21 protein-coding genes are annotated in these 21,572 nt (G+C 66.6%); 6 read left to right on the forward strand and 15 right to left on the reverse strand.

Going from position 1 to position 21,572, the window contains the following annotated elements:
• Positions 1 to 215 precede the first annotated feature (215 nt).
• Both ACYOEI_RS33295 and ACYOEI_RS33300 read left to right on the forward strand, forming a co-directional pair.
• Positions 216 to 599, forward strand: coding sequence for a hypothetical protein (locus tag ACYOEI_RS33295; RefSeq protein WP_462854327.1), 384 nt, complete (start codon positions 216 to 218; stop codon positions 597 to 599).
• Between the two features lie 208 nt (positions 600 to 807).
• Entirely contained in the window at positions 808 to 1,284 is a 477-nt protein-coding gene (locus ACYOEI_RS33300) for a hypothetical protein (RefSeq protein WP_462854329.1), read from the forward strand.
• A 55-nt stretch (positions 1,285 to 1,339) separates the two neighbouring features.
• On the opposite strand, the gene ACYOEI_RS33305 is transcribed toward ACYOEI_RS33300, so the two are convergent.
• The 4 genes from ACYOEI_RS33305 to ACYOEI_RS33320 all read right to left on the reverse strand — a co-directional run bounded on the left by ACYOEI_RS33305 (position 1,340) and on the right by ACYOEI_RS33320 (position 6,313).
• A complete protein-coding gene (locus ACYOEI_RS33305; protein ID WP_462854331.1) occupies positions 1,340 to 2,782 on the reverse strand; it encodes a DUF1552 domain-containing protein in 1,443 nt (480 codons plus the stop codon).
• Positions 2,779 to 4,644 (reverse strand): DUF1592 domain-containing protein, encoded by a 1,866-nt coding sequence (locus tag ACYOEI_RS33310; protein ID WP_462854332.1) that lies wholly within the window; start codon positions 4,642 to 4,644, stop codon positions 2,779 to 2,781. The genes ACYOEI_RS33305 and ACYOEI_RS33310 overlap by 4 nt, the downstream gene beginning before the upstream one ends.
• 151 nt (positions 4,645 to 4,795) lie before the next feature.
• Entirely contained in the window at positions 4,796 to 5,857 is a 1,062-nt protein-coding gene (locus ACYOEI_RS33315; RefSeq protein ID WP_462854334.1) for a DUF1559 family PulG-like putative transporter, read from the reverse strand.
• A gap of 252 nt (positions 5,858 to 6,109) precedes the next feature.
• Positions 6,110 to 6,313, reverse strand: coding sequence for a hypothetical protein (locus tag ACYOEI_RS33320; RefSeq protein ID WP_462854335.1), 204 nt, complete (start codon positions 6,311 to 6,313; stop codon positions 6,110 to 6,112).
• Between the two features lie 53 nt (positions 6,314 to 6,366).
• Between ACYOEI_RS33320 and ACYOEI_RS33325 the strand changes: the two genes are divergently transcribed.
• The gene (locus ACYOEI_RS33325; RefSeq protein WP_462854337.1) at positions 6,367 to 6,630 is read left to right on the forward strand and encodes a hypothetical protein; all 264 of its coding nucleotides are present in this window, start codon (positions 6,367 to 6,369) and stop codon (positions 6,628 to 6,630) included.
• On the opposite strand, the gene ACYOEI_RS33330 is transcribed toward ACYOEI_RS33325, so the two are convergent.
• From ACYOEI_RS33330 to ACYOEI_RS33340, 3 genes are all read right to left on the reverse strand, one after another.
• A complete protein-coding gene (locus ACYOEI_RS33330) occupies positions 6,594 to 8,297 on the reverse strand; it encodes a LamG-like jellyroll fold domain-containing protein (RefSeq protein WP_462854339.1) in 1,704 nt (567 codons plus the stop codon). The two genes, ACYOEI_RS33325 and ACYOEI_RS33330, sit on opposite strands and share 37 nt — an antisense overlap.
• Complete coding sequence (locus ACYOEI_RS33335) at positions 8,294 to 8,851, reverse strand: RNA polymerase sigma factor (protein WP_462854340.1); 558 nt, start codon at positions 8,849 to 8,851, stop codon at positions 8,294 to 8,296. Before ACYOEI_RS33335 ends, ACYOEI_RS33330 begins: the two co-directional genes overlap by 4 nt.
• Positions 8,852 to 9,510: 659 nt before the next feature.
• A complete protein-coding gene (locus tag ACYOEI_RS33340) occupies positions 9,511 to 10,902 on the reverse strand; it encodes an RNA polymerase sigma factor (protein ID WP_462854341.1) in 1,392 nt (463 codons plus the stop codon).
• 242 nt (positions 10,903 to 11,144) lie between these two features.
• Between ACYOEI_RS33340 and ACYOEI_RS33345 the strand changes: the two genes are divergently transcribed.
• Positions 11,145 to 11,495, forward strand: a complete 351-nt coding sequence (locus tag ACYOEI_RS33345) for an ArsR/SmtB family transcription factor (protein ID WP_462854342.1) — start codon at positions 11,145 to 11,147, stop codon at positions 11,493 to 11,495.
• A complete protein-coding gene (locus ACYOEI_RS33350) occupies positions 11,479 to 11,973 on the forward strand; it encodes an SRPBCC family protein (protein WP_462854344.1) in 495 nt (164 codons plus the stop codon). Before ACYOEI_RS33345 ends, ACYOEI_RS33350 begins: the two co-directional genes overlap by 17 nt.
• Positions 11,974 to 12,277: 304 nt before the next feature.
• Here ACYOEI_RS33350 and ACYOEI_RS33355 read toward each other — a convergent pair whose 3' ends face one another.
• The 3 genes from ACYOEI_RS33355 to ACYOEI_RS33365 all read right to left on the reverse strand — a co-directional run bounded on the left by ACYOEI_RS33355 (position 12,278) and on the right by ACYOEI_RS33365 (position 15,338).
• Positions 12,278 to 13,873, reverse strand: coding sequence for a M28 family metallopeptidase (locus ACYOEI_RS33355; protein ID WP_462854346.1), 1,596 nt, complete (start codon positions 13,871 to 13,873; stop codon positions 12,278 to 12,280).
• A gap of 79 nt (positions 13,874 to 13,952) precedes the next feature.
• The gene (locus tag ACYOEI_RS33360; protein ID WP_462854347.1) at positions 13,953 to 14,522 is read right to left on the reverse strand and encodes a carboxymuconolactone decarboxylase family protein; all 570 of its coding nucleotides are present in this window, start codon (positions 14,520 to 14,522) and stop codon (positions 13,953 to 13,955) included.
• Positions 14,523 to 14,765: 243 nt separating this feature from the next.
• The gene (locus ACYOEI_RS33365; RefSeq protein WP_462854349.1) at positions 14,766 to 15,338 is read right to left on the reverse strand and encodes a TetR/AcrR family transcriptional regulator; all 573 of its coding nucleotides are present in this window, start codon (positions 15,336 to 15,338) and stop codon (positions 14,766 to 14,768) included.
• 104 nt (positions 15,339 to 15,442) lie between these two features.
• Between ACYOEI_RS33365 and ACYOEI_RS33370 the strand changes: the two genes are divergently transcribed.
• Complete coding sequence (locus tag ACYOEI_RS33370; RefSeq protein ID WP_462854351.1) at positions 15,443 to 16,324, forward strand: SDR family oxidoreductase; 882 nt, start codon at positions 15,443 to 15,445, stop codon at positions 16,322 to 16,324.
• Positions 16,325 to 16,533: 209 nt separating this feature from the next.
• On the opposite strand, the gene ACYOEI_RS33375 is transcribed toward ACYOEI_RS33370, so the two are convergent.
• The 5 genes from ACYOEI_RS33375 to ACYOEI_RS33395 all read right to left on the reverse strand — a co-directional run bounded on the left by ACYOEI_RS33375 (position 16,534) and on the right by ACYOEI_RS33395 (position 21,509).
• A complete protein-coding gene (locus ACYOEI_RS33375) occupies positions 16,534 to 17,016 on the reverse strand; it encodes a hypothetical protein (RefSeq protein WP_462854353.1) in 483 nt (160 codons plus the stop codon).
• Between the two features lie 30 nt (positions 17,017 to 17,046).
• Positions 17,047 to 17,703: a DinB family protein gene (locus ACYOEI_RS33380; protein WP_462854355.1), complete on the reverse strand. Its 657-nt coding sequence runs from the start codon at positions 17,701 to 17,703 to the stop codon at positions 17,047 to 17,049.
• A 125-nt stretch (positions 17,704 to 17,828) separates the two neighbouring features.
• Positions 17,829 to 19,481, reverse strand: coding sequence for a sigma-70 family RNA polymerase sigma factor (locus ACYOEI_RS33385; protein ID WP_462854357.1), 1,653 nt, complete (start codon positions 19,479 to 19,481; stop codon positions 17,829 to 17,831).
• A gap of 113 nt (positions 19,482 to 19,594) precedes the next feature.
• Complete coding sequence (locus ACYOEI_RS33390; protein ID WP_462854358.1) at positions 19,595 to 20,077, reverse strand: hypothetical protein; 483 nt, start codon at positions 20,075 to 20,077, stop codon at positions 19,595 to 19,597.
• Positions 20,078 to 20,651: 574 nt separating this feature from the next.
• On the reverse strand, positions 20,652 to 21,509 hold the full coding sequence (locus ACYOEI_RS33395) for a HEAT repeat domain-containing protein (protein ID WP_462854359.1): 858 nt from the start codon (positions 21,507 to 21,509) through the stop codon (positions 20,652 to 20,654).
• Positions 21,510 to 21,572 lie beyond the last annotated feature (63 nt).

Here is a 21,572-nt window from a genome sequence, read left to right on the forward strand (position 1 = left end):
GGGCTTCCCCCTCGATGGCATAAGGGGAAAACGGATCCGCGAAATCCGCGGGGCAAGAGTACCCCACTCACCGGGGGATGATCCTCATCTGAATTCGGTGACGTCCCTCCCGTCGACGTCGACGAACCCGGCTGTTTCGTGTTGTGTCGACGTCTTTGCGCCATCGGGACGTGCGGACCTTCGTCCGCACGACCGGCGTCGGGGAGCTGTCGGCGATGTTCATACGATTCGTCGTCGGGAGCGATGATGCGAATGCGGCCTGGCTGACGGGCATCATCACGGAAGCACGCATCCTGAAGGACGCCGGACGTCTCTATCGCCACGAAGCCGAGTGGCTGGAAGAGACGTACGACTGGCTCAACGAGAACCTGACCTGCCCCCCGTTCTCCGCGAAACTCAGCTCGGGCGAATGGTCCCGCGAGGCGGTTAGCTGGTTCCATCCCGGCGCGAGGCGATCCGTGGTCAGACGCCTCTGGGACATCGCCGCGATCCTCGAAGAACACGGCGTGCCTGTCCGACTCGTCAAGTCGGCCAGGCCCGGCAAGATTGTGTACGAGGACGACGATCAGGTGGTCGCCGAAACGCCCTACTGGGCCTGATCTCGCAGGTTCACGTCAGGGATCGTTCCTTCCTCATTCTCGGGATGCGAAAAGTATTTTGGGCAGTCGTGTCCGATCGCCCCGGCTTTCGTTGATAACACGGTGGAGGGTCTCGAACCGGACGGCATAGGTCCCGACCTCACGTCGTGGGGGCCGGGCCGTTGTCGCGTGGGCCGGCCGTCGACCGCGATTGCCAAGGGGGAGAACGATGAACAAGACCTTGATCATGATCGAAGACAGTCATGCGAAGGCGTTCTTCATGACCGTCTGGACGCCGAGCACGGCGACGAATCTGAAGTTCTGGAACTGCGACAAGACGCGGTATCAGTCGGGCGACTGGGAGACGAGCGACCAGGGCTTCCTCCGCCCCGGTCGCGGGGACGCGTTCCTGACGAACCGGTCGTCGCCGGTCGTGCCGAGTTACTGCTTCTCGGGCGCGGGGAACGCGACCTATGTCGACTTGTACCTGGGTGAGCCCGGGGCGATCGACGGGAGCGAGCGGGACAATTTCCCCTGGGGCATGGCCCTGTATGGGTATAGCAATGGCTACGGCAACGCGCAGGACAGCGGCAAGGGCGAGGTGAAACAGAAATGGGTCCTCTCCCTCGAGCCCGGCCAGATCTGGTGGAAGCAGGCCACGCAGGGTGATCTGGTGAAGGTGGGGATCAAGCGGGCCGGGGTATAGTGGGCCGGCGTCCGTTGAGCCGGCCCTCGACCTCTTGGAATGGTCGTTCAACTCGTCAGGCCGGGGCCTTGTCCCGGGCGCCGGCGGGGGCTTCGAAGGCCGGGTCGTCGAGGCCGGGGAGCGGGCCCGTGCTGTCGGCGAAGCGTTCGACCGGGGCGCCGACGCGGTCGAGCATGGAGACGTAGAGGTTGCACAGGGGAGTGTCTTTGCCGTACGCGACGTGCCGCCCGGGTGCGAGCGTCCCCCCGCCTCGGCCGCCGAGGAGGATCGGGAGGTTGTGGGGGTTGTGGGTGTTGCCGTCGCGCAAGGCCGAGCCGAAGAGGACCATCGAGTGGTCGAGGAGCGTCCCTTCGCCCTCACGGATCGTCGCCATCCGGCCGAGGAAGTAAGCGTATTGCTCCACGTGCCAGGCGGTGATCTTGGTGTATTGCTCGAGCTTGGCAGCGTCGTTCTCGTGGTGCGAGACGTCGTGGTGCTGCGCGTTGACGCCTTCGAGGAATGAGAAGTCTTTCCCGCTGACGGCGTTGCCGAACATGAAGCTGGCGATCCGGGTCGAGTCGGTCTGGAACGCCAGGAGGATGATGTCGAGCATCAGGCGAGCGTGCCGGGTGTGGTCCATCTGCCGCTTGCGGAGCTTGCCGGGATCCACATGAAAGAGGTCGACCTGGCCACCGAGCGCCTCGAGGTCTTTCCGGGCCTCGGGGTCGTCGCGGACCTGGGCCCGGCGATCCCGCGCTTCGAAGGCGATCCGCCGCTCGACGGCGCGCACCGAGTCGAGGTATTCGTCGAGCTTCCGACGATCGTCGCCCCCGATCCGAGACCGGAGCGCACCGGCGTCGCCCGAGACGAGGTCGAGCACGCTGCGATCCTCGTCGGCATCCCCCCGGCGCCCCTCGGCGTCTGAGCGGAACAAGCGGTCGAACGCCAATTTCGGGTTGATCTCCTTGGCCACCGGGGTCGTCGGAGTTGACCAGGAGATGTGCGAACCGTAGAGGCGGGTATAGCCGACGACTGTATCGACTCCCGTGGTCACCGGCTCGACCGCCAATTCGAGCGAGGGAAGCGGCGTCAGGTTCCCGAGGCGTTTCGCGGCGAGCTGGTCGACCGAGATGCCGTTGGAGTTCAGCTCGGCGCCGGTCGTCCGGGTGATGGTGGTGCCCGTCAGGAAGGCGGCGTCCTTGACGTAGTGGCCGTCGCCGGTGTCGGTGGCCAGGTTCGTCAGGTTCGTCAGCACGAGGACCTCACGCCTCATCTCGCCGAGGGGCCGGAGGGCCGGCGAGAGCTCGAACGACGGCCCGGTCTTGGCGGGCGTCCACGTGTCCTGGTTGATCCCGTTGGGGAAGAAGAGGAAGGCCATCCGCGTGGGCGAGGCCGAGGCCCCGGCGGAGAGCGCCAGGGTCGGGCGGGGTTGCATGGCGTCCAGGAGCGGCAGCCCGAGGGCGACGCCGACGCCTCGAAGCACCGTCCTGCGCGTGACTCGATGGTTCTTCTGACTCATGGGTTCCCCCCGGCGAGGATCGGTTCGTTGCGACGGTACTGGAACGGGAAGCTCCGGACGATTTCCTCGACGAGCGTCTGGCTGCGGTATTCGCGAGACTCGAGCTTCGCCATCATCTCCTTGACGGTCCGCGCGTCGAATGGTTCGAGTCCGCGCGCGAGGGCGTAGGAGAGCAGGCGTTTCGTCAAGTTTCGGACGAAGAGGTCTTTCTTACGTCCCTTGAGGATCCGCTTCAGCTCGGCGGCCCCCCGGAAGGATTCGCCGGTCGCCAGCGAGCCCGAGTCGTCGACCGGCTGCCCGCCGACCTCGGTCCGGAGCCGGCCGAGGGGGTCGAAACCTTCGAGGCCGAAGCCGGGCGGGTCGAGCTTGGCGTGGCACGAGGCGCAGGCGACCTGCTCGCGATGCTTCTCGAGGCGAGCCCGGAAGCTCAGGCCGTCGACCGGCTTGTCGTCCAGGGGGAGGACCTTGACGTTCGGCGGAGGCGGCGGGGGGGGAGTCCCGAGGAGCTCCGTCAGGATCCACTTCCCACGCAGGACGGGGCTGGTCCGCTGCGCGTACGACGTCATCGTCAGGATCGCCGCCATCCCGAGGACCCCGCCCCGGCTCGGGTCGTCGATCGCCACCTTGCGGAGCTCGGGCCCGGTGACCCCGGTGAGCCCATAGTGCTTGGCGAGGACCTCGTTGACGTAGACGTGGTCGGCCGCGAGCAGGTCGAGCACCGGCGCGTCCTCGAGGAGCATCGCGTGGAACGAGGTCATCGCCTCCTCGACCATCGCGTCGCGGAGCTCGGGGGTGAACTCGGGGAAGCTCGAGCGATCGGGCCCCGCCGGGTTGGTCAACGCCTTGACCCCGAGCCACTGGCCGGCGAAGTCCCTGGCGAAATCCCGAGACCTCGGGTCGGCGATCATCCGACGCACTTGCGCGTCGAGGACCTCCGGCTCGTGGAGCGTGCCGTCCTTCGCGAGATTGAGGAGCCTGTCGTCGGGCATCGACGACCAGAGGAAGTACGAGAGCCGGGAGGCCAGCTCGTATTCGCCGACGCGGTAAGGCTCCGTAACGTCCTGGTCTCGCTCGACGAGGAACAGGAAGTGCGGCGAGACGAGCACCGCTCGGAGGGCACGCCGGATCGCCTCGTCGAACGGTCGGCCCTGGGCATCCGCCCGGCGGAAGAGCCGCATGAGGCCCTCGACGTCCTCGGCGGCGACGGGTCGGCGATAGGCCCGCGCGGCGAAGGCTTCGAGGCATTGCCGGGCGGCGGCGTCCTTGGATGTATCGGTGCCCTGATCGGGCCTGGCCGCGAGGTATCGGGCGGGGTCGGCTCGCGCGAGGACGTCGTCGGCGGCGGCCAGATACTTCTCCAGCAGGATCGGCGGGATGAAGAGGGTCGAGCCGTTGTTGTCGAACCCGCCGCCCCCCGCGCCGTCGGTGGGGAAGCCGTCGGCAGGCCGGGAGTCGACCCCGAGGAGGTCGCGGATGGTGTGGTTGTACTGCTCTCGTGTCAGGCGTTGGAGGACTCGACGCCCGGGGTCGCGGGGGCCTTCGAGGGACTCGAGCATCTGCTCGATCCCGACGACCGCATGCTGGCGTTCGGCCTCACTGGGCGCGGGCTTTCCCTCGGGGGGCATGGTCCGCTCGCCGATCGCCTCGGCCACTTGGGCCCAGAGCTCGGTGTCCGGGCCAACCGGACCCCCTTCGGCAAGCCGAGTGAGGTCGATCCCCCCCTTCGCGGCCTTCGCCCCGTGGCAGGCGAGGCAGTGCTTGGCGAGGACCGTCCGGACCTCCGTGTCGAATCCCGCGGGTTCCCCCAGGGCCGTGCCGCTCGGCAGGAGGAGCAGTAGGGTCGTTCCGAATCGGCCGAGCATAAGCCTCTTTCGTTGCCAGAACCCCGGCCTCTTCCGAGAAACCGGGGTTCTGAGGGAGGAGGCGACGACAGCCCCGAGGGGGTCGTCGATGTTGACCGCGACAGAAATCCGGTGTTGAAGAAAACACCGGGTTTCGGATCGAAGCGAGGGATTAGTAGGCGTCGGCGGAGATGACCTCGCCCCCTTCGCGGCTGCCGAGGGCGATCCAGGTCAGCTGGTTGACGGTGTCTTTCACGAACCGGACCGAGGCGTCGGCGAAGACGACGTTGACGCCCCCGGGGTGGTTGCTCGAGGGGATCTGGAACTGGCCGAAGTCGACCCCGCAGCCGTCGTTGCAGGTCATCCGGCAGGTCGAGAACGTGAATTGCGACGAGTTGGGGGTGAAGATGATGTTGGTCATCGTGAACCCGGGGGCCCCGACCTGCCAGCAATATCCCTTGTTGGAGAACGGGCTGGGGCTCGTGATCGCCGCCTGGCACTGGGCCGCCTGGGCCAGGATGCCGGAGAGGTTCGTGCGGGCGTCGCGGATGTTGATGGCGGCCGGCGCATTACTCCCGCCGATCAGGCCGGACTTCGACCAGCGGTGCCGCTGCGTCCCCGACGCACCGACCAGCGACTCGGTGGCGGCGATGGTGTTGGACGTGCCGTCGGTCACGGTGGCGATGCTGTAGGCCGTGTGGTTGGCGAAGAGGCCGTTGGTGTCGAACGTGTTCTCGAAATTCGTGCCCGTGCCGCAATTCCCCTGATAACTACAGATGTTGTTGATGCCGACCTGGCCGTCGGAGGGGCACATGTACGACGCGATCTTGGTGTGCCAGACCGTGATGTTCGAGGCCGACATCGAGCCGTTCCCGCTCCCGTCGGGGAAGATGAAGCTCGTCCAGGAGAAGTTGCAGGCGTTGTAGATCGCGTTCTGCTCGAGGTAGGGGAGCATGAAGGCGTGGGCGCCGAAGACGCCCCAACCCGTCTCCGTGCCCTTGCTCGCGGGAGGATCGGAGTGGGCCATGCCGTTCATCATCGGGAACGAGCCGACGGCCTGGTGATAGTTGTGCAGGGCCAGGCCGAACTGCTTGAGGTTGTTGACGCACTGGATCCGCCGCGCCGCCTCGCGGGCCGACTGCACGGCCGGGAGCAGCAGGGCGATGAGGACGGCGATGATCGCGATGACCACGAGCAACTCGATCAGGGTGAATCCGCGTCGATTGGAATGCATAAAAGGCTCCGAAATCAAGAGAGGACGAGATGATAGCCGGACCATGCCGATGAGACCGGGCGAAGGCACCCGAATTCCCCGGGACGGCCGTCCCGCCCGAGGGATCGGGGAGGTAGGTATCGGCCCCGGGTCCGACTTCGGGGCCAGGCCTTGACCGTCGTTTGTGTGTTTCCGTCGACGATGCGTCGAGGTATCGGGAGCCGGATCGGGGCTGGGCTGATCGTGGCCGATTCGCCTAAGCCCCGGTGGCGGTCAACGGTTCCGGGATGACCCCTTTGGCTTCTTCTGGGACTTCATATGTTCGATCATCGCGTCTCGGGAGTTGAGCGCGGCCTTCTGGAATTCGGCGGTCCGACGGACCTCCATCGAGGAGTTCGCGTCGTTGCCGCATCCCACGAGCGGTCCCAGGAGGATCGACAGGGCCAGGCCGATCGAGGATGACTGAGGATATCGCATCGATCGAAGGTCTCCAGAACTGACAATCGAAGGGGAGTTGGACGTTCATTCGCGTGATCGCAATGAGCCTGATCCGCCGGGGCCTCGTCCGAGGCTCGTGGCTCCTGATTCGAGGGCGCATCGCCCCAGACGCCGCCGGGCCTGGCCGGGGGCGTCCCGGCTTCGAAGGCGCGAGCGGCCGGGCAAAATCGTCTCGGGCTTGGAAAGAGTTCGGCAAGGATTGGGCGACGGCGGGGCCCGGGGCCGCTCGGGCCTCGGCGGGCGTCCACCGCCCCGGGAGTCACCTGGCCCCGGCCGGCGGCATGGCCAGCCGATAGTGGGCCCGGACTTCGTCCGGGGTCAGAGGGTGATCGTACAGGACCAATTCATCCAACCGGCCCACGAACGGCCGGCTCTCTTCCACCTGGGTCGGCTCGGCGGTCCTCCTCCCGATCACCAGGTGATAGCCGATGCCCGGGGGGTCGATCTCGGGGGTCGTCGTTTGGTCGAGGACGCCGTCGAGATACAACTCCATCCGCGGGCCGTTCCGCTGCGCGACGACGTGGTGCCAGCGGCCGGGGACGTAGATGTTCTGCGAAAAAAGGGAGTCGTCCTCCGCCGCGAGGTCGACGTCGCGGAGCCAACGACGGAGGAATCGGACCGACGCGGGCTTCTCCAGTGACAGGGTCGGGTAGGCCGTGGTCTCGACCAGCATGAAATGCTTGTATTTGAGCGTCCTTGGGAGATCGGCCTCGGCCGGATACAGCCCGACGAGCGAGGCGCAGCCGATCGACTCGGACAGGAACCAGAACTCGATCGCGTGCCGGGTCCCTCGGGTGAGCTTCCAGGGGGTGTTGGTCGTCAGGTACGGCTCCGGGGCGGCGGACGTGAAGACGGCGTGGCCGTTGGGTGTCTGGGGCCCGGACTCGACCCGGACCGAGCCGTTGGCGCGAAGCGGAGGTCCGTTACGGACCTCGTTGGGGATCCCGTCCGTCCCGATCGCCCCGAATCGCCAGTAGCTGAGCGGCTTCAAGCCCATGACGGCCCGGGCATAGGCCGGGTCGAGCCGCAAGGCGGGGAGACCCCGGTCCGCGGCGGGCAGGAACTGGTCCGGCTTCGCGGCCGACTCGGCGATGCGGCCGGCGGTGGAGTCGACGTCGAACTGCTTGCTCTCCTCCACACGCTGCGTTCGCCTGGGGAACCCCTTGGCGTCGAGCAGCGAAGCCTGGGCCGCCCCTTCGAAGACCATGACCCGGGACTTCCCGCCATCTTCGACGTTCATCGCGAACTCGGTCCCGAGGTCGACCACCGCCGACCCCTTGCTGGCGACGACGAACCCATCGACCCCCTTCGGCACCCTCGCCCGCAGCCGTCCCCGGCGGCAGTAGACCCGGTTGATCGAGACGAGGTCGATGTCCGCCGGGCCGTCCAGGGTCAGGGTCACGCCATTGAGGAAGACCAGCACCGCCCGCCCCGAGCGGACCTGGAACCGACCCGACGCGAGGAGCTCCCCTTCGGCAGGCCCGCGGCCGTCCGTCGACTCCCAGCGGATCCCTTCGAGCTTCGACAGGACGGCCAGCTCGTTCCCCGGCCTGGCCGCGACCGGCCAGCTCCAGGCGGGGCCGAGGAGGCCCTTCGACCACGAGGCCCAGGCCAGCACGGCCAACAGCAAGGTCGCCGCCACGGCCCCCGTCCGCCACATGCCGAGTCGCGTGAACCGGCGGGGCGAGCTCCCTTCGAGGAACCTCATGGCCCGCTCTTCGTCGTCCTGCTCCCCTCCTCGATCTGCCAACTCCCCCCACCCGAGCGCCTCGTGCAGCGCGAGCCAGCGGGGCTCGGTCGACTGGACGGCCTTGAGCATCCCCAACATGCGAATCTCGTCGACGAAGGCCTGCGCGAACGCCTCGTCTTGCTCGAGCCGGGCGATCAGGGCCTCGCCGCGGGCCGGTGCGAGCTCCGCCCCTCGCCACGCCGAGATCAGCTCGATCAGGTCGTCGTCCATCATGCGTCCAGGCCTTGCATGCAGTCGCGGAGGAGTTGGTTCGCCCGGTAGTGGAGCCGGTAGATGGCCCCGACCGTCGTGTTCATCGCGCCGGCCAGGTCCGCCGGCTTGTCGCCGTCGAGTCCGCCATGCACGACTTGACGCAGGCGGTCGGGGAGCCTCCCGATGCAGAGGAGCAACACCTCGATCGATTCCGAACGGTCGCCGGAGACCGCGTGTTCCAGCCGTGTCCCCGTCAGGCCGGCGACCCGGTCCAGGAACCGTCCCATCGCCTTGTTCCGGCGGGACGAGCTCCGGAAATGTTTATAGACCTTGTTCCGGGCGATCCCCCGGAGCCAGGCCCCGAAGTCGTCGCCCCGGCGGAACTCGCGGAGGTTGCGGAACGCCGCGAGGTAGACCTCCTGCGCCAGGTCATCGACGGCGTCCATCCCGTGCACCGAGGCCGCGATGTAGCTCCGAAGGGAGAGCGAGTATTCCCGGATGATCTTCCGGAAGGCTTCCCTGTCCCCCCCGAGGGTCTCGTCGATAATCGCATCGATCTCGGAACGTTCCAGCATGGTCGTCAGTGATCACGGATGATGGATCGGTCGATGGCCAGTCGAGGATTCCAGCCTCGGCTCCCGCGGTCCGGATGACAGGACACGACCGACCTCGGCGTCGGACGGCCTCGCCGACGGGTCGTCCCTCGGGCCCACTCCTCCCGACTCCGCCTGGACCGGGCCGCACGAACGCCGAAGCCTCGGGGCCGAGTTTGGGCTCCGCGAGGGAGGCTGTTCCCCTCCTCCCTTGGCAGGCCCGTTGAACCGGATTCGTCGAGTGAGTAGTCGCGAAGCGCTGACCCGTCTTGGCGACCGCGATTATGAAGGGGATTCCCCGGTCGGCCATCGAATTTGACAGCCGACTCGAAAAAAATCCCCCGCGTCCTTCGGAAGGTACGCGAGGGAATGATGTTGGGGTGGCCAGAGAAGAGCTTGCGACGCCCTGGGTATTTCGACGACCTGCGGTCCGATGCGTTGCAAGTTCCGACATGGCTACCCCTTTCTTCCTTTTGGGAGGGGATTGAGGTGAGATGCTTGGAAACGTGTCCCGAAACCCGTTCTTTCCTTAAAGAACGGGTTTCTGACGCACTCGATGTCGACAACTCCCTGCGGGATGTCGACGTTTGCTCCCACAGAAACCCGTTCTTTAAGGAAAGAACGGGTTTCGGGACAGCCACTTACTTCGCTTCCGGTTTCGGGCCGAAGGCCCGTTCCATCTCCTCGATCGGGACGAGGGGCGGGGCCGTCGGCGGCGGGCCCTCGGAGCCGATGGGGCCGCGGCCGTCGGCGGCGGCTTCGAGTCGGTCGGCCTCTTTGTTGTGGTAAATGATCATGTGTTTTAAATATTGGGCTAACTCCCCGGTCGCTCGGTAGCCCAGGCCATGGACAACCCAGATTTTCCCCGGGTCCGGATCCTTGGATGCCAGGTAATCCTGGATCCCTACGAGCACGCTTGGGTAGAAAGACTTCCCTTCGTGGCGGTGGTCCGCGGCCTGGCGGAGGAGGGACTCCTTCCGGGGGTCGTGGGGCGGTTTCATGAGTTTGAGGATAGGCCGGATTTCGATCGGGCCCTCCGAGGTCTCGGCGAAGACCGGATCGCCCCAGGGGGCCTCGACGACGACGGGGTCTCCGGCCGGCTTCCCGTCCTTCCAGACCCGCAGCTCGTATTTCATTCGCGGGACTGAGGGGTTTGCCGGGGGCTCCGACCGTACCCCCGTCTGGGCGAACCCGCCGACTCCGAGCATGCCGGCTCCCAGCAGCAAGGCGATGCCCCCGGCCGTCTTCAGTTTAGACAACATCATGGATCTCAACACTCCTTCGGCTAGAGTCGCGACTGACGACGACAGGTTAACGACGCCCTTCGCGCCTTCGAGAAACTGCAACGCGACCCGGACGGTCGAGTCGACCAACCTGGCCGGGGTCGCCGCGGTCGGCATGACGACTCCCGCGGCCCCGGGTGCGAGCTGTCGACGGGCGAGCCGGCACCGCAGCCGCTCTCGCCCTCGAGCGAGCCGGCTGTGAATCGTCCCGGGGGGGCAGTTCAGTTGCATTGCCGCCTCCTCGGGGGTCATCCCTCCCAGCAGGCAGAGGACGACGGCCTGTCGGAATCGCTCGGGGAGGCGATTGATCTCCTCCTGGACGATCTCGTCGAGGTCGTCGCGGTCGGGCAGGCCGGCGCGATCGGCTTCCGTACCCGCGGCCGACCGCTCATGTCGCCGTCGCCTCGCCTCCGCCCAACGAGCTCGCCAGGCCGTGCGCCGGGCGACCTGATGGAGCCAGGGGCCGAGCGAATCCCCCGCCCAGAGCGAGTCCGCCTTCCGCACGAGGACCAGGAAGGTCGCCTGGAAGGCGTCGTCGGCATGGTCCGGGTCGTGGAGAATCGCCCGACAGACGCGACGGACCATCGGCCCGTGGCGTTCGACCAGGACCCCGAACGCGAGCTCCCCGATCCCATCCCGTCGGGTCACGAACCGCGCCAGCAACTGGGCGTCCGACAACCCCCCGGCCGCCCCGACGTCGAACAGCGTCTGGATCTCTCGCGAGGCCAAGCCTCGAGCGTCCCTCGCCATGACCCCGAATCCCCCCCGTCCCTTCCGAGCCCCTCGATTTCGAGAGTAATGCCCGGCGGCCCTCCGGCGTGTCCCAATTTTTCCGGAAATCGTCGGGAGCTCTTCACCACAAAGGCACGAAGGCACAAAGGGGAAGATCCCGAGAGTACGAATCCCCCCTCTGACTTGGCTCCCACCTTGACAGGTCCCACCCTGGCTATGTAAATATCCAATCGGTTATTTAACCAGTTGGATAGATACGCATGGCCGTGGATTCGCTCAGCACCACGTTCGCGGCCCTCGCCGACCCGACGCGTCGGGCGATCCTCGCCCGGCTGGCGGAGGGTCCGGCCACGGTCAAGGAGTTGTCGGCGCCATTCGCGATGAGCGGCCCGGCGGTCTCGAAGCACCTGCGGGTGCTCGAGCACGCGGGGCTGATCACGCGAGGGCGCGAGGCGCAGTGGCGTCCGTGTCGGCTCGCGCCTGAGCCGATCAAGGCGGTCGCCGAATGGGCCGGCGACTTCCGTCGCTTCTGGGGCGGGAGCTTCGACCGGCTGGACGAGTATCTCCGGGACCTCAAAGCAAAGGAGGAGACGCATGGCCATGACCCCTGAGCTCGGGACCGCGACATTCACGACCCCGACGGACCGGGAGGTCGTCGTGACGCGCGTCGTCGACGCGCCCCGGAGGCTCGTCTTCGAAGCCTGGACCAACCCCGAGCATCTGCCGCGGTGGATGCTCGGCCCGGTGTCGGCGGGCTGGACCATGCCCGTCTGCGAGATCGACCTCCGCCCCGGCGGGGCCTGGCGGTTCGTCTGGCGCCGGCCGGACGGCTCGGAGATGGCGATGACCGGCGTCTATCGCGAGATCTCGTCCCCCGATCGCCTCGTCTCCACCGAGTCCTGGGGAGGCCCCTGGGCCGAGACCCTCAACACCCTCGTCCTGACCGAGGAAGGGGGCAAGACGACGATCACCGTCACGATCCTCTACCCGTCCCAGGCCGCCCGAGACGCGGCGCTCGGCACGGGCATGAAGGGTGGGATGGTCGCGAGTTTCGACCGCCTCTCGGAGATCCTCGAGACGCTCGAGTAACTCGCCGACGAATTCCGAGTCCCCGGGTCCTCCTCACCATCTCCGCGAATCGATCTCGGATGAGGAGGGCGGTTTTGGGAATTGAGTCGTACTTACGACTTCAATCGGATGCGGATGTTCCCCCCGGTAGGCGGGGCACTCCTGCCCCGCATTCGAGGGCCATACACCTGTGAAACGCTCTGGAACGCGGCGACGAGGCCGGACGTCGGAACGCTTGCGTTCGAAATGAGCCGGGCCGCCCGGCGTTGGGGTGCCGAGCGGCCCGAGGGGAGCCGGAGGGATTGAGATTGATGGCTTCGAGGGTTCAGGACGCGAATCGTTTGAAGAAGGACGAGGCTTTCCAACGCGGCCGCTCGGCCCGGTTGGCCACCCGCTCCAGGAGCTTGGCCACGAGCCGGTCGAACTCGCCGGCGGCCTGCTTGTCGACGGGCTGTTTCGTGTCGTCGGAGGGGGAGTGGTATCGTTCGCTCAACCATCGCAGGACGGCCTTCTCCTCGGGCGTGCCCTTGTCGAAGCCGACCATGACCATGAGCGAGGGGATGCCGCGGAGGATAAAGCTGTACTGATCGCTGCGGATGAAGATGTTCCGCTCGGGCATCGGGTCGGGCCTCGGGGCCACGCCCACCGAATTGGCCGCGGCCGACGCGTCGTCGCCGAGGTCCGACTCCTCGCCGCCGAACATCGTCAGCTTCTTCAAGGGGTGAAGGGGCAAGATCATGTCGATGTTGATGTCGGCGACGATCGAGCCTCGGGCGATCGTCGGTCGGTTCGCGAAGTATTTCGACCCGAGCAGCCCCTTCTCCTCGGCCGTGACGGCCACAAACAGCACCGGCCTGCGGAGCTTGACGCCCGATTCCTTGAGGATCGCGGCGACGTCGAGCAGCGAGGCGATGCCCGAGGCGTTGTCCATCGCGCCGTTGTAGATGCCGTCCCCCTTGATCGGCTTGCCGACGCCGATGTGGTCGAGGTGCGCGGTGAAGGCGACGTACTCGTCCTTCAGCGCCGGGTCGCTGCCGGGGAGGATGCCCACGACGTTTTCCGAGGTGACCTCGGTCCGGGTCACGGCGACGGCCCCCTTGAGCTTCGACGGGATGTCGAAGTGGGGCAGGGGGCGGCCGGCCTCGGCGGCGTCGAGGATCTCCTTGAAGGTGTGGCCCGAGCCGGCCAGGAGCGTATCGGCATGGGAGGGGTTGAAGCTCAGCCCGACCTTCAGGCCTCGGTTGGCGTCGAGCGCCGGGTCGGCCAGCGCCATCGACGGGAGGAACCGGGCCAGCGCGGAACGGTCCCAGGGGATGTCCATCTGCTTGGGGTTCGCGATCGCGACGAAGCCGATGGCCCCCGCCCGACGCAGGGCCTCGGAACGCTCACCCTCCGATTGGGCATGGGCCGCGAGCGGGCCGGGGATCTTCGCCGGCGCCCCCCTGAGGTAGACGACCAGCTTTCCCCGGGCATCCAGGTCTTTGAAGTCGTCGATGCCGGCCTCCGGGATCGACAGGCCGTAGCCGGCGAAGACCATCGGGGCCTCGAAGGAGGGGGCGGGGTCGACGCGGAGCGAGATCACCGCGTCCTCGCCGAGCTTGAGCGAGTCCTCGGCGCCGTTGCGCACCAGGGTCAAGCGAGAATGGCCCTCGTCGATCGTCCTCGACCTGAGCTCGACGGGCTGGAAGTACCCGTCGGTGCCGGCGGGCTTAACCCCGTATTTTTCGAACGCCTTGGCGACGTACTCGGCCGCCTTGCGATGCCCGGGGGTGCCGGGGTCGCGCCCCTGGAGGGCGTCATCCGCCAAGAATTCGACGTGCGACCACCACCGCTTGCCGTCCGCCTTCTCTTCCGCGAGGGCATACCCCGCGCCCGCCACCATGGCGATCCCCAACACCGCCGAACTCGCCCATCGCATCATCTGGTGATCCTCTTGTCCGCAACCAATGGAAGGCGTCCCGGGAAGGCCGGACCGCCTCCGAGCGACCCTCGCCCCGAATTCAAGGGCGTTTCCAGTCGCCCCTGAACTTGCTGTAGTTGGAATTCACGTAGCCCACCTCGGCCAACCGCTTCCCCGAGGCCTCGTAGTCGGCCGCGTCGGATCGCGCGGTCCCGAGTCCGTCGACGTATCGGTTGAACATGCAGAAGGTGGCGGCGATGAGGACGGTGTCGTGGATGGCCTTGTCGTCGGCGCCCTCGTCCCTGGCGCGTTGGACGTCGTCGTGCTGGACGAGTCGTCCGTCGCGTCGGACCTTGTCTGCGATGGCGAGCAGGGCCTTCATCTTGGGAGAGGTCGGCGCGGAGTCGACGTCCGCGAGCACGCGGTCGACCAACTCCCGATCCTCGCCGAGGTAGACCCGAGCCGCCGCCGCATGCGTCTCGCAGCAATAGCTGCACTCGTTGCCTCGAGAGACGTAGGCCGCGATCGTCTCCCGCTCGCCCGGCGTCAACGACGATGGCTCCCGCAGCAAGGCCTCCGCCAGCCCGCTCAGGTGTACCTGGGTCTCCGGGTAAGCCGCCAGCAGCCCCCGGATGCCGGGGACCCCTTCGGGAAGGGATATGTGTGCCACGCTCGATCTCCGGTCGGGGAGGAATTCTTTCGGATCATCGCCGATCCGTCGCGATCGAGCAAAGGGGTGCCGCCGTTTACCGAGCCCACGCCGGAGGACGCCTTCACCACAAAGGCACGAAGACACAAAGGACAGAATCCTGAGAGGACGGATCCTTCTCGGACTTCCTCGCAGACCCCTTTGTGTCTTCGTGCCTTTGTGGTGAGTTGCCCACCACGTCAACCGGAGAGTGCTCGGTGGACTTCAGCGAGGAGCCTCCGGGCGGATCATCATGGCGATGAGTCGCACGATCGATTCCCGGTAGTGCGGAGCGTTGGCGGCAGCCTCGGGATCGAGCTGGCTGGCGTACCAGTTGCTCGGGGCCCAGGCGGTGCAGACCGCCGAGATCGTCGAGAGGAGGAACTCCGGCGAGAACCGGTCGGAGACCTTCCCGCGCCGCTGGGCGTCGGTGACGCGGGTGATCTTGGATTCGGGGGGCGGGACGCCCTCGATCGGCCCTTTCATCTCAAGGCCACACCACGCGACGAGGCGCATCAGCCGGGGGTTGGCCATCGCGAAGTCGAAGTAGGCCCCGGCGTACTGCTCCAGGTCGTCGGACGGGAATTCGACCCCCTCCGTCGCCCGGGCGAGCTCCTGCGCCAGGACGGCGCGGAAGAGCGCGTCCTTGCTGCCGAAGTATTGATAAATTAACTGCTTGTTGCTTTCCGCCGCCGACGCGATGCGGTCGACCCGCGCGCCGGCGATACCGTGCTCGGCGAACTCGACGACGCCGGCCTCCAGGATTCTTCGACGCGTGGCCTCCGAGTCTCGTCTCATCCCACCAATCTAGGTTTTTGGGCTACCCCAGGGCAACCTCAGGCCCTAGAATGTAAATCAACCAACCAGTTGGTTGATTGGCCGGGTCTTTCAGGAGGTGGGTTATGGTCCAGCGGACGTGGTTCATCACGGGGATCAATCGAGGACTCGGGCGTGAGCTCGCGGTGGCGCTGCTCGAGAGGGGCGATCGCGTCGCCGGCACCGCGCGGAGGTTGTCGGAGCTCGACGGCCTCAAGGCGAGTTACGGCGAGCGGCTCTGGACGGCCGCGCTCGACCTCACGGACGCGGAGGGGATCCGACGCGTGGTCGACCGGGCGTTCGCGGATTGGTCCCGCATCGACGTCCTGGTCAACAACGCGGCCTACAGCCTGGTGGGGACGGTCGAGGAGTGTCCCGAGGCGATGATCCGCCACTTGCTCGACACGAACCTGCTCGGTTCGATCCTGGTGATCAAGGCGGCCCTCCCTCATCTTCGCGAGCAAGGGGGCGGACGCATCCTCCAGGTCTCCAGCGGCGCGGGCCAGCTTGCGTTCCCGGGCCTGCCGCTTTATATCGCCTCGAAGTGGGGGATCGAGGGATTCATCGAGGCCACCGCGCAGGACGTCGCCCCGTTCGGGATCGAGGCCACGATCTTCGAGCCGGGCGCAATCCGCACCGACTTCGGTGGGGCGGCCGTCCTACCCCCGGCCGTTGCCGCGTACGAAGGGACCCCGGCCTCGATAATGCGGCAGAACGTCGAATCGCTCCGAGACGCGAGAGTGGAGGTTTCCTCGGCCCTGGGAGACCCGGCGAAGATGGCGCGGGTGATGATCGAATCCGTCGATCAGTCCCCCGCGCCGAAGCGTGTGGTGATGGGCTCGGACATCTACGACGCCCTCCTTGGCGTCTACCGCGAGCGAGCCGCGTCGCTCGAGGCGCAGAAGGAGCTTGCTTTCTCGACGGACTTATGTGCGATCGCCAATCACGCTCGGCTTTCATCAACCTGATGATTCTCGAGGGATGACGTTTTCCAAGCCCGAGGCGAGAACGAGTGAATCCCTTCGCGAGAAATCGAAGAAGATTCACTCGCTCGCGCTTTGGGACTGTCTCAAGGAGATGCTACTCGAACGTCAGTCGTTATGAAATGCATAATAGAAATATTTTTAGTCTTATAATTTTAATGAATTGATGTTGTTTTAAAGTTCTATATGTAAAATTATTCGAGATTGGGCGATGGGCCGCGAAACCATAGCTGTCGGAGCCGGCTCTGCCAGCGGGGGATCCGGCGGCCGTGGGCATTGGTGAGCAGCAAGGTCGGCAACACCGGGTCGCTCACGATGCTCCATCGCACAATCGGCTCGCCCAAAGCGAGGTCGAAATGGTGCCTGGGGTGCAGGACGTGTTGTTTGCCGTCGATGGCGAAGGAGAGTGTGAATTCGGCGTCGAGCGTGCCGTCGTGCCGGGGCCAACCGGCGTGGAGGTCGCTGAGGATGCCGTCGCCGGGCCGGAAGTCGCCGGCGTGGATTGTCGAGGCCTGGTCGGAGAGCGTGACGCCCGTCAGCGTCCGACGCGTGTCGTTCATGAAACCGACCCTGACCTGACCATCCCCGACGACGAGGTGATGGCTCGCCCCGAAGGTCACCGCCAGGCCCGCGACGGCGAGCATCAGGGTGCGGGTGCGCAGGCGAGGGAGGCGCATTGGAATCCTCCGGGAAGGCTCGGGACTCGGTCACCCCGACGCTTCGACCGGCTCGCGGCACCAGTAGATCAGGTCCGTCACGGCCGGCTCGCCCCCCGAGGACCGGACCAACATGGCGATCTGGCCGCGATGGTACCAGGAGTGGCCGAACAACTGGGTCAGGATGTCTTCAAGTCGGCTCCGGAACCGGCCGGCGTCCAGGCTCTGGTACTCGAGCTCTTGCCCGAGCGCCTCGTCGTCGAGCTCGGCGAGCAGCTCCCGCCACGGGCCCTCCACGGCTCGCCAGGTCTCGGCGACCTGGGTCACGTCCGTGACCTCGGCCATGAGCGCTCCCGAAGGCGGCGAGATCCGGCCCATGCGTGCGAGCCAGACCCGACGCGCGGCGACGATGTGACCGAACAGCGCCAACGCCTTGCGGAACGGCTCCGACCCCCTCCGGTCGAGCGGGACCGTCTCGAACGAGGCGAGCACCTTGGCGTGCGCGTCCTGCTCGTACTCGAACCAGCGGCGGAACCGCCCGATCAGATCGTCCGACATCGTGGTTGGTCCCGAGACTTGTTCCTTGGCGTTCGAGGCCGGGGCCCTGTCGTAAACGATCGCGCGGGGGAGTCGGTCGGAGTGACCTGCGGCCGTCCCCCTCGCCGAGTGGATCACGGGGATGATCGTTGACCCTCGCGGGATGATCATATCCCGCCCTTGGAGGCTTCACAACAGGCCGAGTCCCTCGGACGCCAGCCCCGTTCGGACCTTGCGTGGTGCGTCACTTGTTCGGCGGCCGGCTCAGGTGGATCTCGCCGAAATCCACGGTCTCATCAGACCACGACCCCGGCGACGGGTCGCCCGTCCGGGTCGACCAATCGCCCCCGGCGCGAGACGCCTCGGGTGAGCTCCAGGTCGGCGGTGAAGGCCTCGGCGTCGGCGGGCACGTCGATCATCTGACAGGCGTGATCGCCCGAGACGAGGATGTGGCTCGAGGCGCCGTCGTCACCGACTTCGCCGATCCCCATTCGGCGGACGGCCTCCGGCAGCCGGGCTCGCTGGTAGGGGAGGCCCTTCCCCTCGGCCTGGGCGAGGAGGAGGCCCGGGCCGTGGGGGACGCTCATCGTGAAGCCCTCCGGCCCGAAGCGCTGCGCGGTTCTGCCAGGGGCGGGGTTCTTGTTCGACGGAGGCGGGATGTAGGCGATGGGCCGTCCTTGGGTGTCGAGGATACGGGCACGGATCGGGACGTCGTCCGGTACGAGCCGCATCTCGACGTCGCCCTCGGCGGGCATCCTCGCGGCCCAGACCGGTCCGGAACCCTCCGGACCGACAGCGGTCAGCTCGACCTTGCTCCGGTCGAGCCGCATGGAGTCCTGAGCGTGCTTGCGAGCCAACTCCTCCAGGTCGATCCGGAATCGCCCATCGGCGTCGGTACGGGCGGCGGGCTCGATCGTCCAGCCGGACCCCGCTTGGCCTATGTAGATCGCGGCGTCTCGGGCCGGCTTCCCGCCGGGCGTCAGCACCCGGCCCCGGATCAGGTCGTTGCTCGGCGTGTTCTTGTCGGGCTCCTTGGCGGAGATCTTCTTTACCGAAACGGCGGGCGTGGGCGGTTTGGACTGAGGTTCGTCGCCGAGCGACACCCAGGCCGACAGCTCCGCCATCGCCGCGACGGCCAGGACCGAGCTCATCTGAATTAACCGAAACATCAGCATCCTCCGTAGGACGTGGTCGCTGAGGGCGACCGCCGCCGAGACCGTCCCGGCCCCTTTCGCCCCTCCCGCTCCTTCCCCGAGCCGCATGGCGGCCCGGGTGGCCGCCTCGACCCAACCGGCCGGCGCCGCCGGGGCCTTGCGGGCCAGGAGGACCGACAAGGCGGCCGTCGTCGCCGTGACCCCGCGCCGGCCGAGTCGGGAACGCAGGAGCTCCCGGCCCCGGGCGATGCGACTGCTCACCGTGCCGAGCGACCAGCCGAGCTGGTGCGCGGCATGTTCGTAGGAGAGGCCCTGGAGGTAGCAAAGCGCGATCGGGGCCCGGTATTTGTCCGGGAGCCGGTCGATCTTGGCGTGGATGATCGGCAGCAGCTCCCCCTCGTTGGGCGAACCGGCCTCGGCGACCATGGCGACCTCCTCGATCGGACGTTCGCGACGGCGTGGGGCGACGGCGTTGGCCCGAAGGGCAATCCGATACGCCACGCGATACAGCCAACTCCCCAGCGACCCGGCCGACTTCAGTCCGTCGGCCTTGCGGAAGAGCACCAGGAACGTGGCCTGGAACGCATCCTCGGCGTCGCCCTGATCCCGGAGAACTCCCCGGCAGACGCTCAGGACCATCGGCCCGTGCCGCGCCACCGGGGCAGCGAACGCCCCCTCGTCGCTCCGGCCTCGGCAGCGTTCCAGGAGCTGCGCATCGGTCAGCCCGATGAGTGTCCCCTCATGGAAGAGTCGCTGGATCGGCCTCATCGCCTCGACTGGTCGGAAATTGGCCATCGAGCCGCCTCGGTCAACAAAACGTCGCCCGTCCTCTCCTCGAAGTAAGAGAGACATCGGGCGACCGCCGACTTCCGGATTTTTCCTGGCGAGCGGAAAGACGAGTTCACTCTTCATGCCGTGAGGTTCGACCTTGGTCGAATCGCGTCGGCCGCGGACAACACCTCCTTCGCCCACTCTGCATTCTCGGGAGCCACGACTACGACTCGAAAGTTCTCCCGTTCTCCCTCCAATCGGACCCCCTCCGAGTCGTCCACATGGAGGTCGATGTCGAAGGCGGCGGGATCCTTACTGGGAGGACGGAGATAGGCTCTTTGTCGAATCTGCCGGTCATGATGGCGACGGTTGATCACCCGACGGATCCGGATTCCGTACGATCCAAGCCAACGGCGGACCGAGGCCGGCGTTCGGTAAGAGGTTGTGTAGATCCAGATCTCCCAGCCTTGCTGCTCCAGCGAATGCATCAGCGAGCGGGAACCCATACGAAGCGGCTCGCGAGAGGTCAGGAGCCGCCGATACCACGGCGGATGGGGTTCGTAGAGAGCTCCCGGCCGATAACAAACCAGCGTGTCGTCGAGATCGAACGAAATCCGCAACCGAAGTCCTCCGACGCGAACGTCACGAGCCGATTGCGATGCCGACGGAGGCAGGCGATGCCAGTCTTTGACGGAGACACCCATCAATTCCGTTGCCTAAGTCACGGGATATCGTCCCAAGGGCCCCCACGCCCTCCTCGGCCTCATCTCGAGGTCATCGGCCCAGTCATTTTCCCATTCCGGGCCAATAGCACCAATGCCCCGTTTGCTGACGCGGTCATTCCACCGTCGGCGGCGGTTCAAGATGCTCGGCTTCAGATGGAGATCACGCCGGGACTTGTGCCATTTGCAGTGATAGAGGGGATAGGCGCCCTCGGCGCAGATTCGCTTCCGAAATCGACGGAGGGCGTCCGCGATCGGTTCACCGTCCTCCAACTCGATCCTCACACCCATTCCGCGGCGTCTTGTACGGCTGACGCGGTGCCGGAGGAAACGTGACCCAAACCCGTTGAGGAAGATTCTCGCGCTTCGCTCTCGAGGCTTCGGGGCGAAGTGACGGTAGAGAGAAGAATCAATGGGATGGTCGCCGCATGACCACCCATCGGATCGATGATATCACGTCACTCGCTTACGTTCAGCGCCCGGAGGACTTGGTTTCGCCTTTGAGACGCATCAAAGCCTTCTCGGCCTCCTCGCGTATATACGAATTGTCTTCGTCGCGGACTCGGATCTCAACCGCGGAGATGGCCTCCGCCGTTGCAGGTTTGACTGCGCCAAGCGTGGCAACGGCCAGGGATCGGACCATCGTCTCGGAATCATCGAGCGCCGCGACCAGGGCCGGGATGCACACATGCCCGTGGCCGAGCCGGGTAAGACACCAACTCGCCGAGACCCGTACGGCCGGGCTCTGATCCACCAGACGCGACTCGAGAGCGGAGATGGCGTCGTCGGCCTCGGGATCCCCCGGCTTGACGACCAGAGCCAACTCCCTGGCCGCGGTCTCCCGGACGAATGCGCCCTGATCGTTGAGTGCTTCGATCAGGGCCGTGATGACTTCCTCACGCCCGCGACCTCCGTCGTTGGTGATCTCAGCCAGAGATCGCATGGCGCCGACCCGGACCATGGCTCTGCGGTCGTGCAACGTCGCGATTAGCGCCGGGATTGCGGACTCCGCCTTCTTCCCTCCCTGGCCGAGGACGCTGGCGGCGTCGCTGCGGACGTTCCAATTCGAGTCTCTCAGGGCATCGATCAGGGCCGAGGTCGCAAGCGCCGGGCTGACCGACGGGTCACGACCCCGGAGTGCTCGGGTGGCATATTCCCAACGCCCGATCCCCCCGTCCGGGTCGCGGATCGTCCGAATCCAACGGTGCGTCGGGCTGAAATAGGACCGCCAGGCCCAGACGCCGATCCCCATAGTCACGCCCGCTACCGCCACGAGCCACATGGCGCCTCGGATGCTCACGCGCGGCCTCGAGAATCGACGCAAGATCATTCGTCGGCCCCCTCATGCCCTGAGTGGAGAGCGCTGTTGTTGAGCCTATCGCAGTCGGACCGG

It is taken from the genome of Singulisphaera rosea (assembly GCF_054877945.1).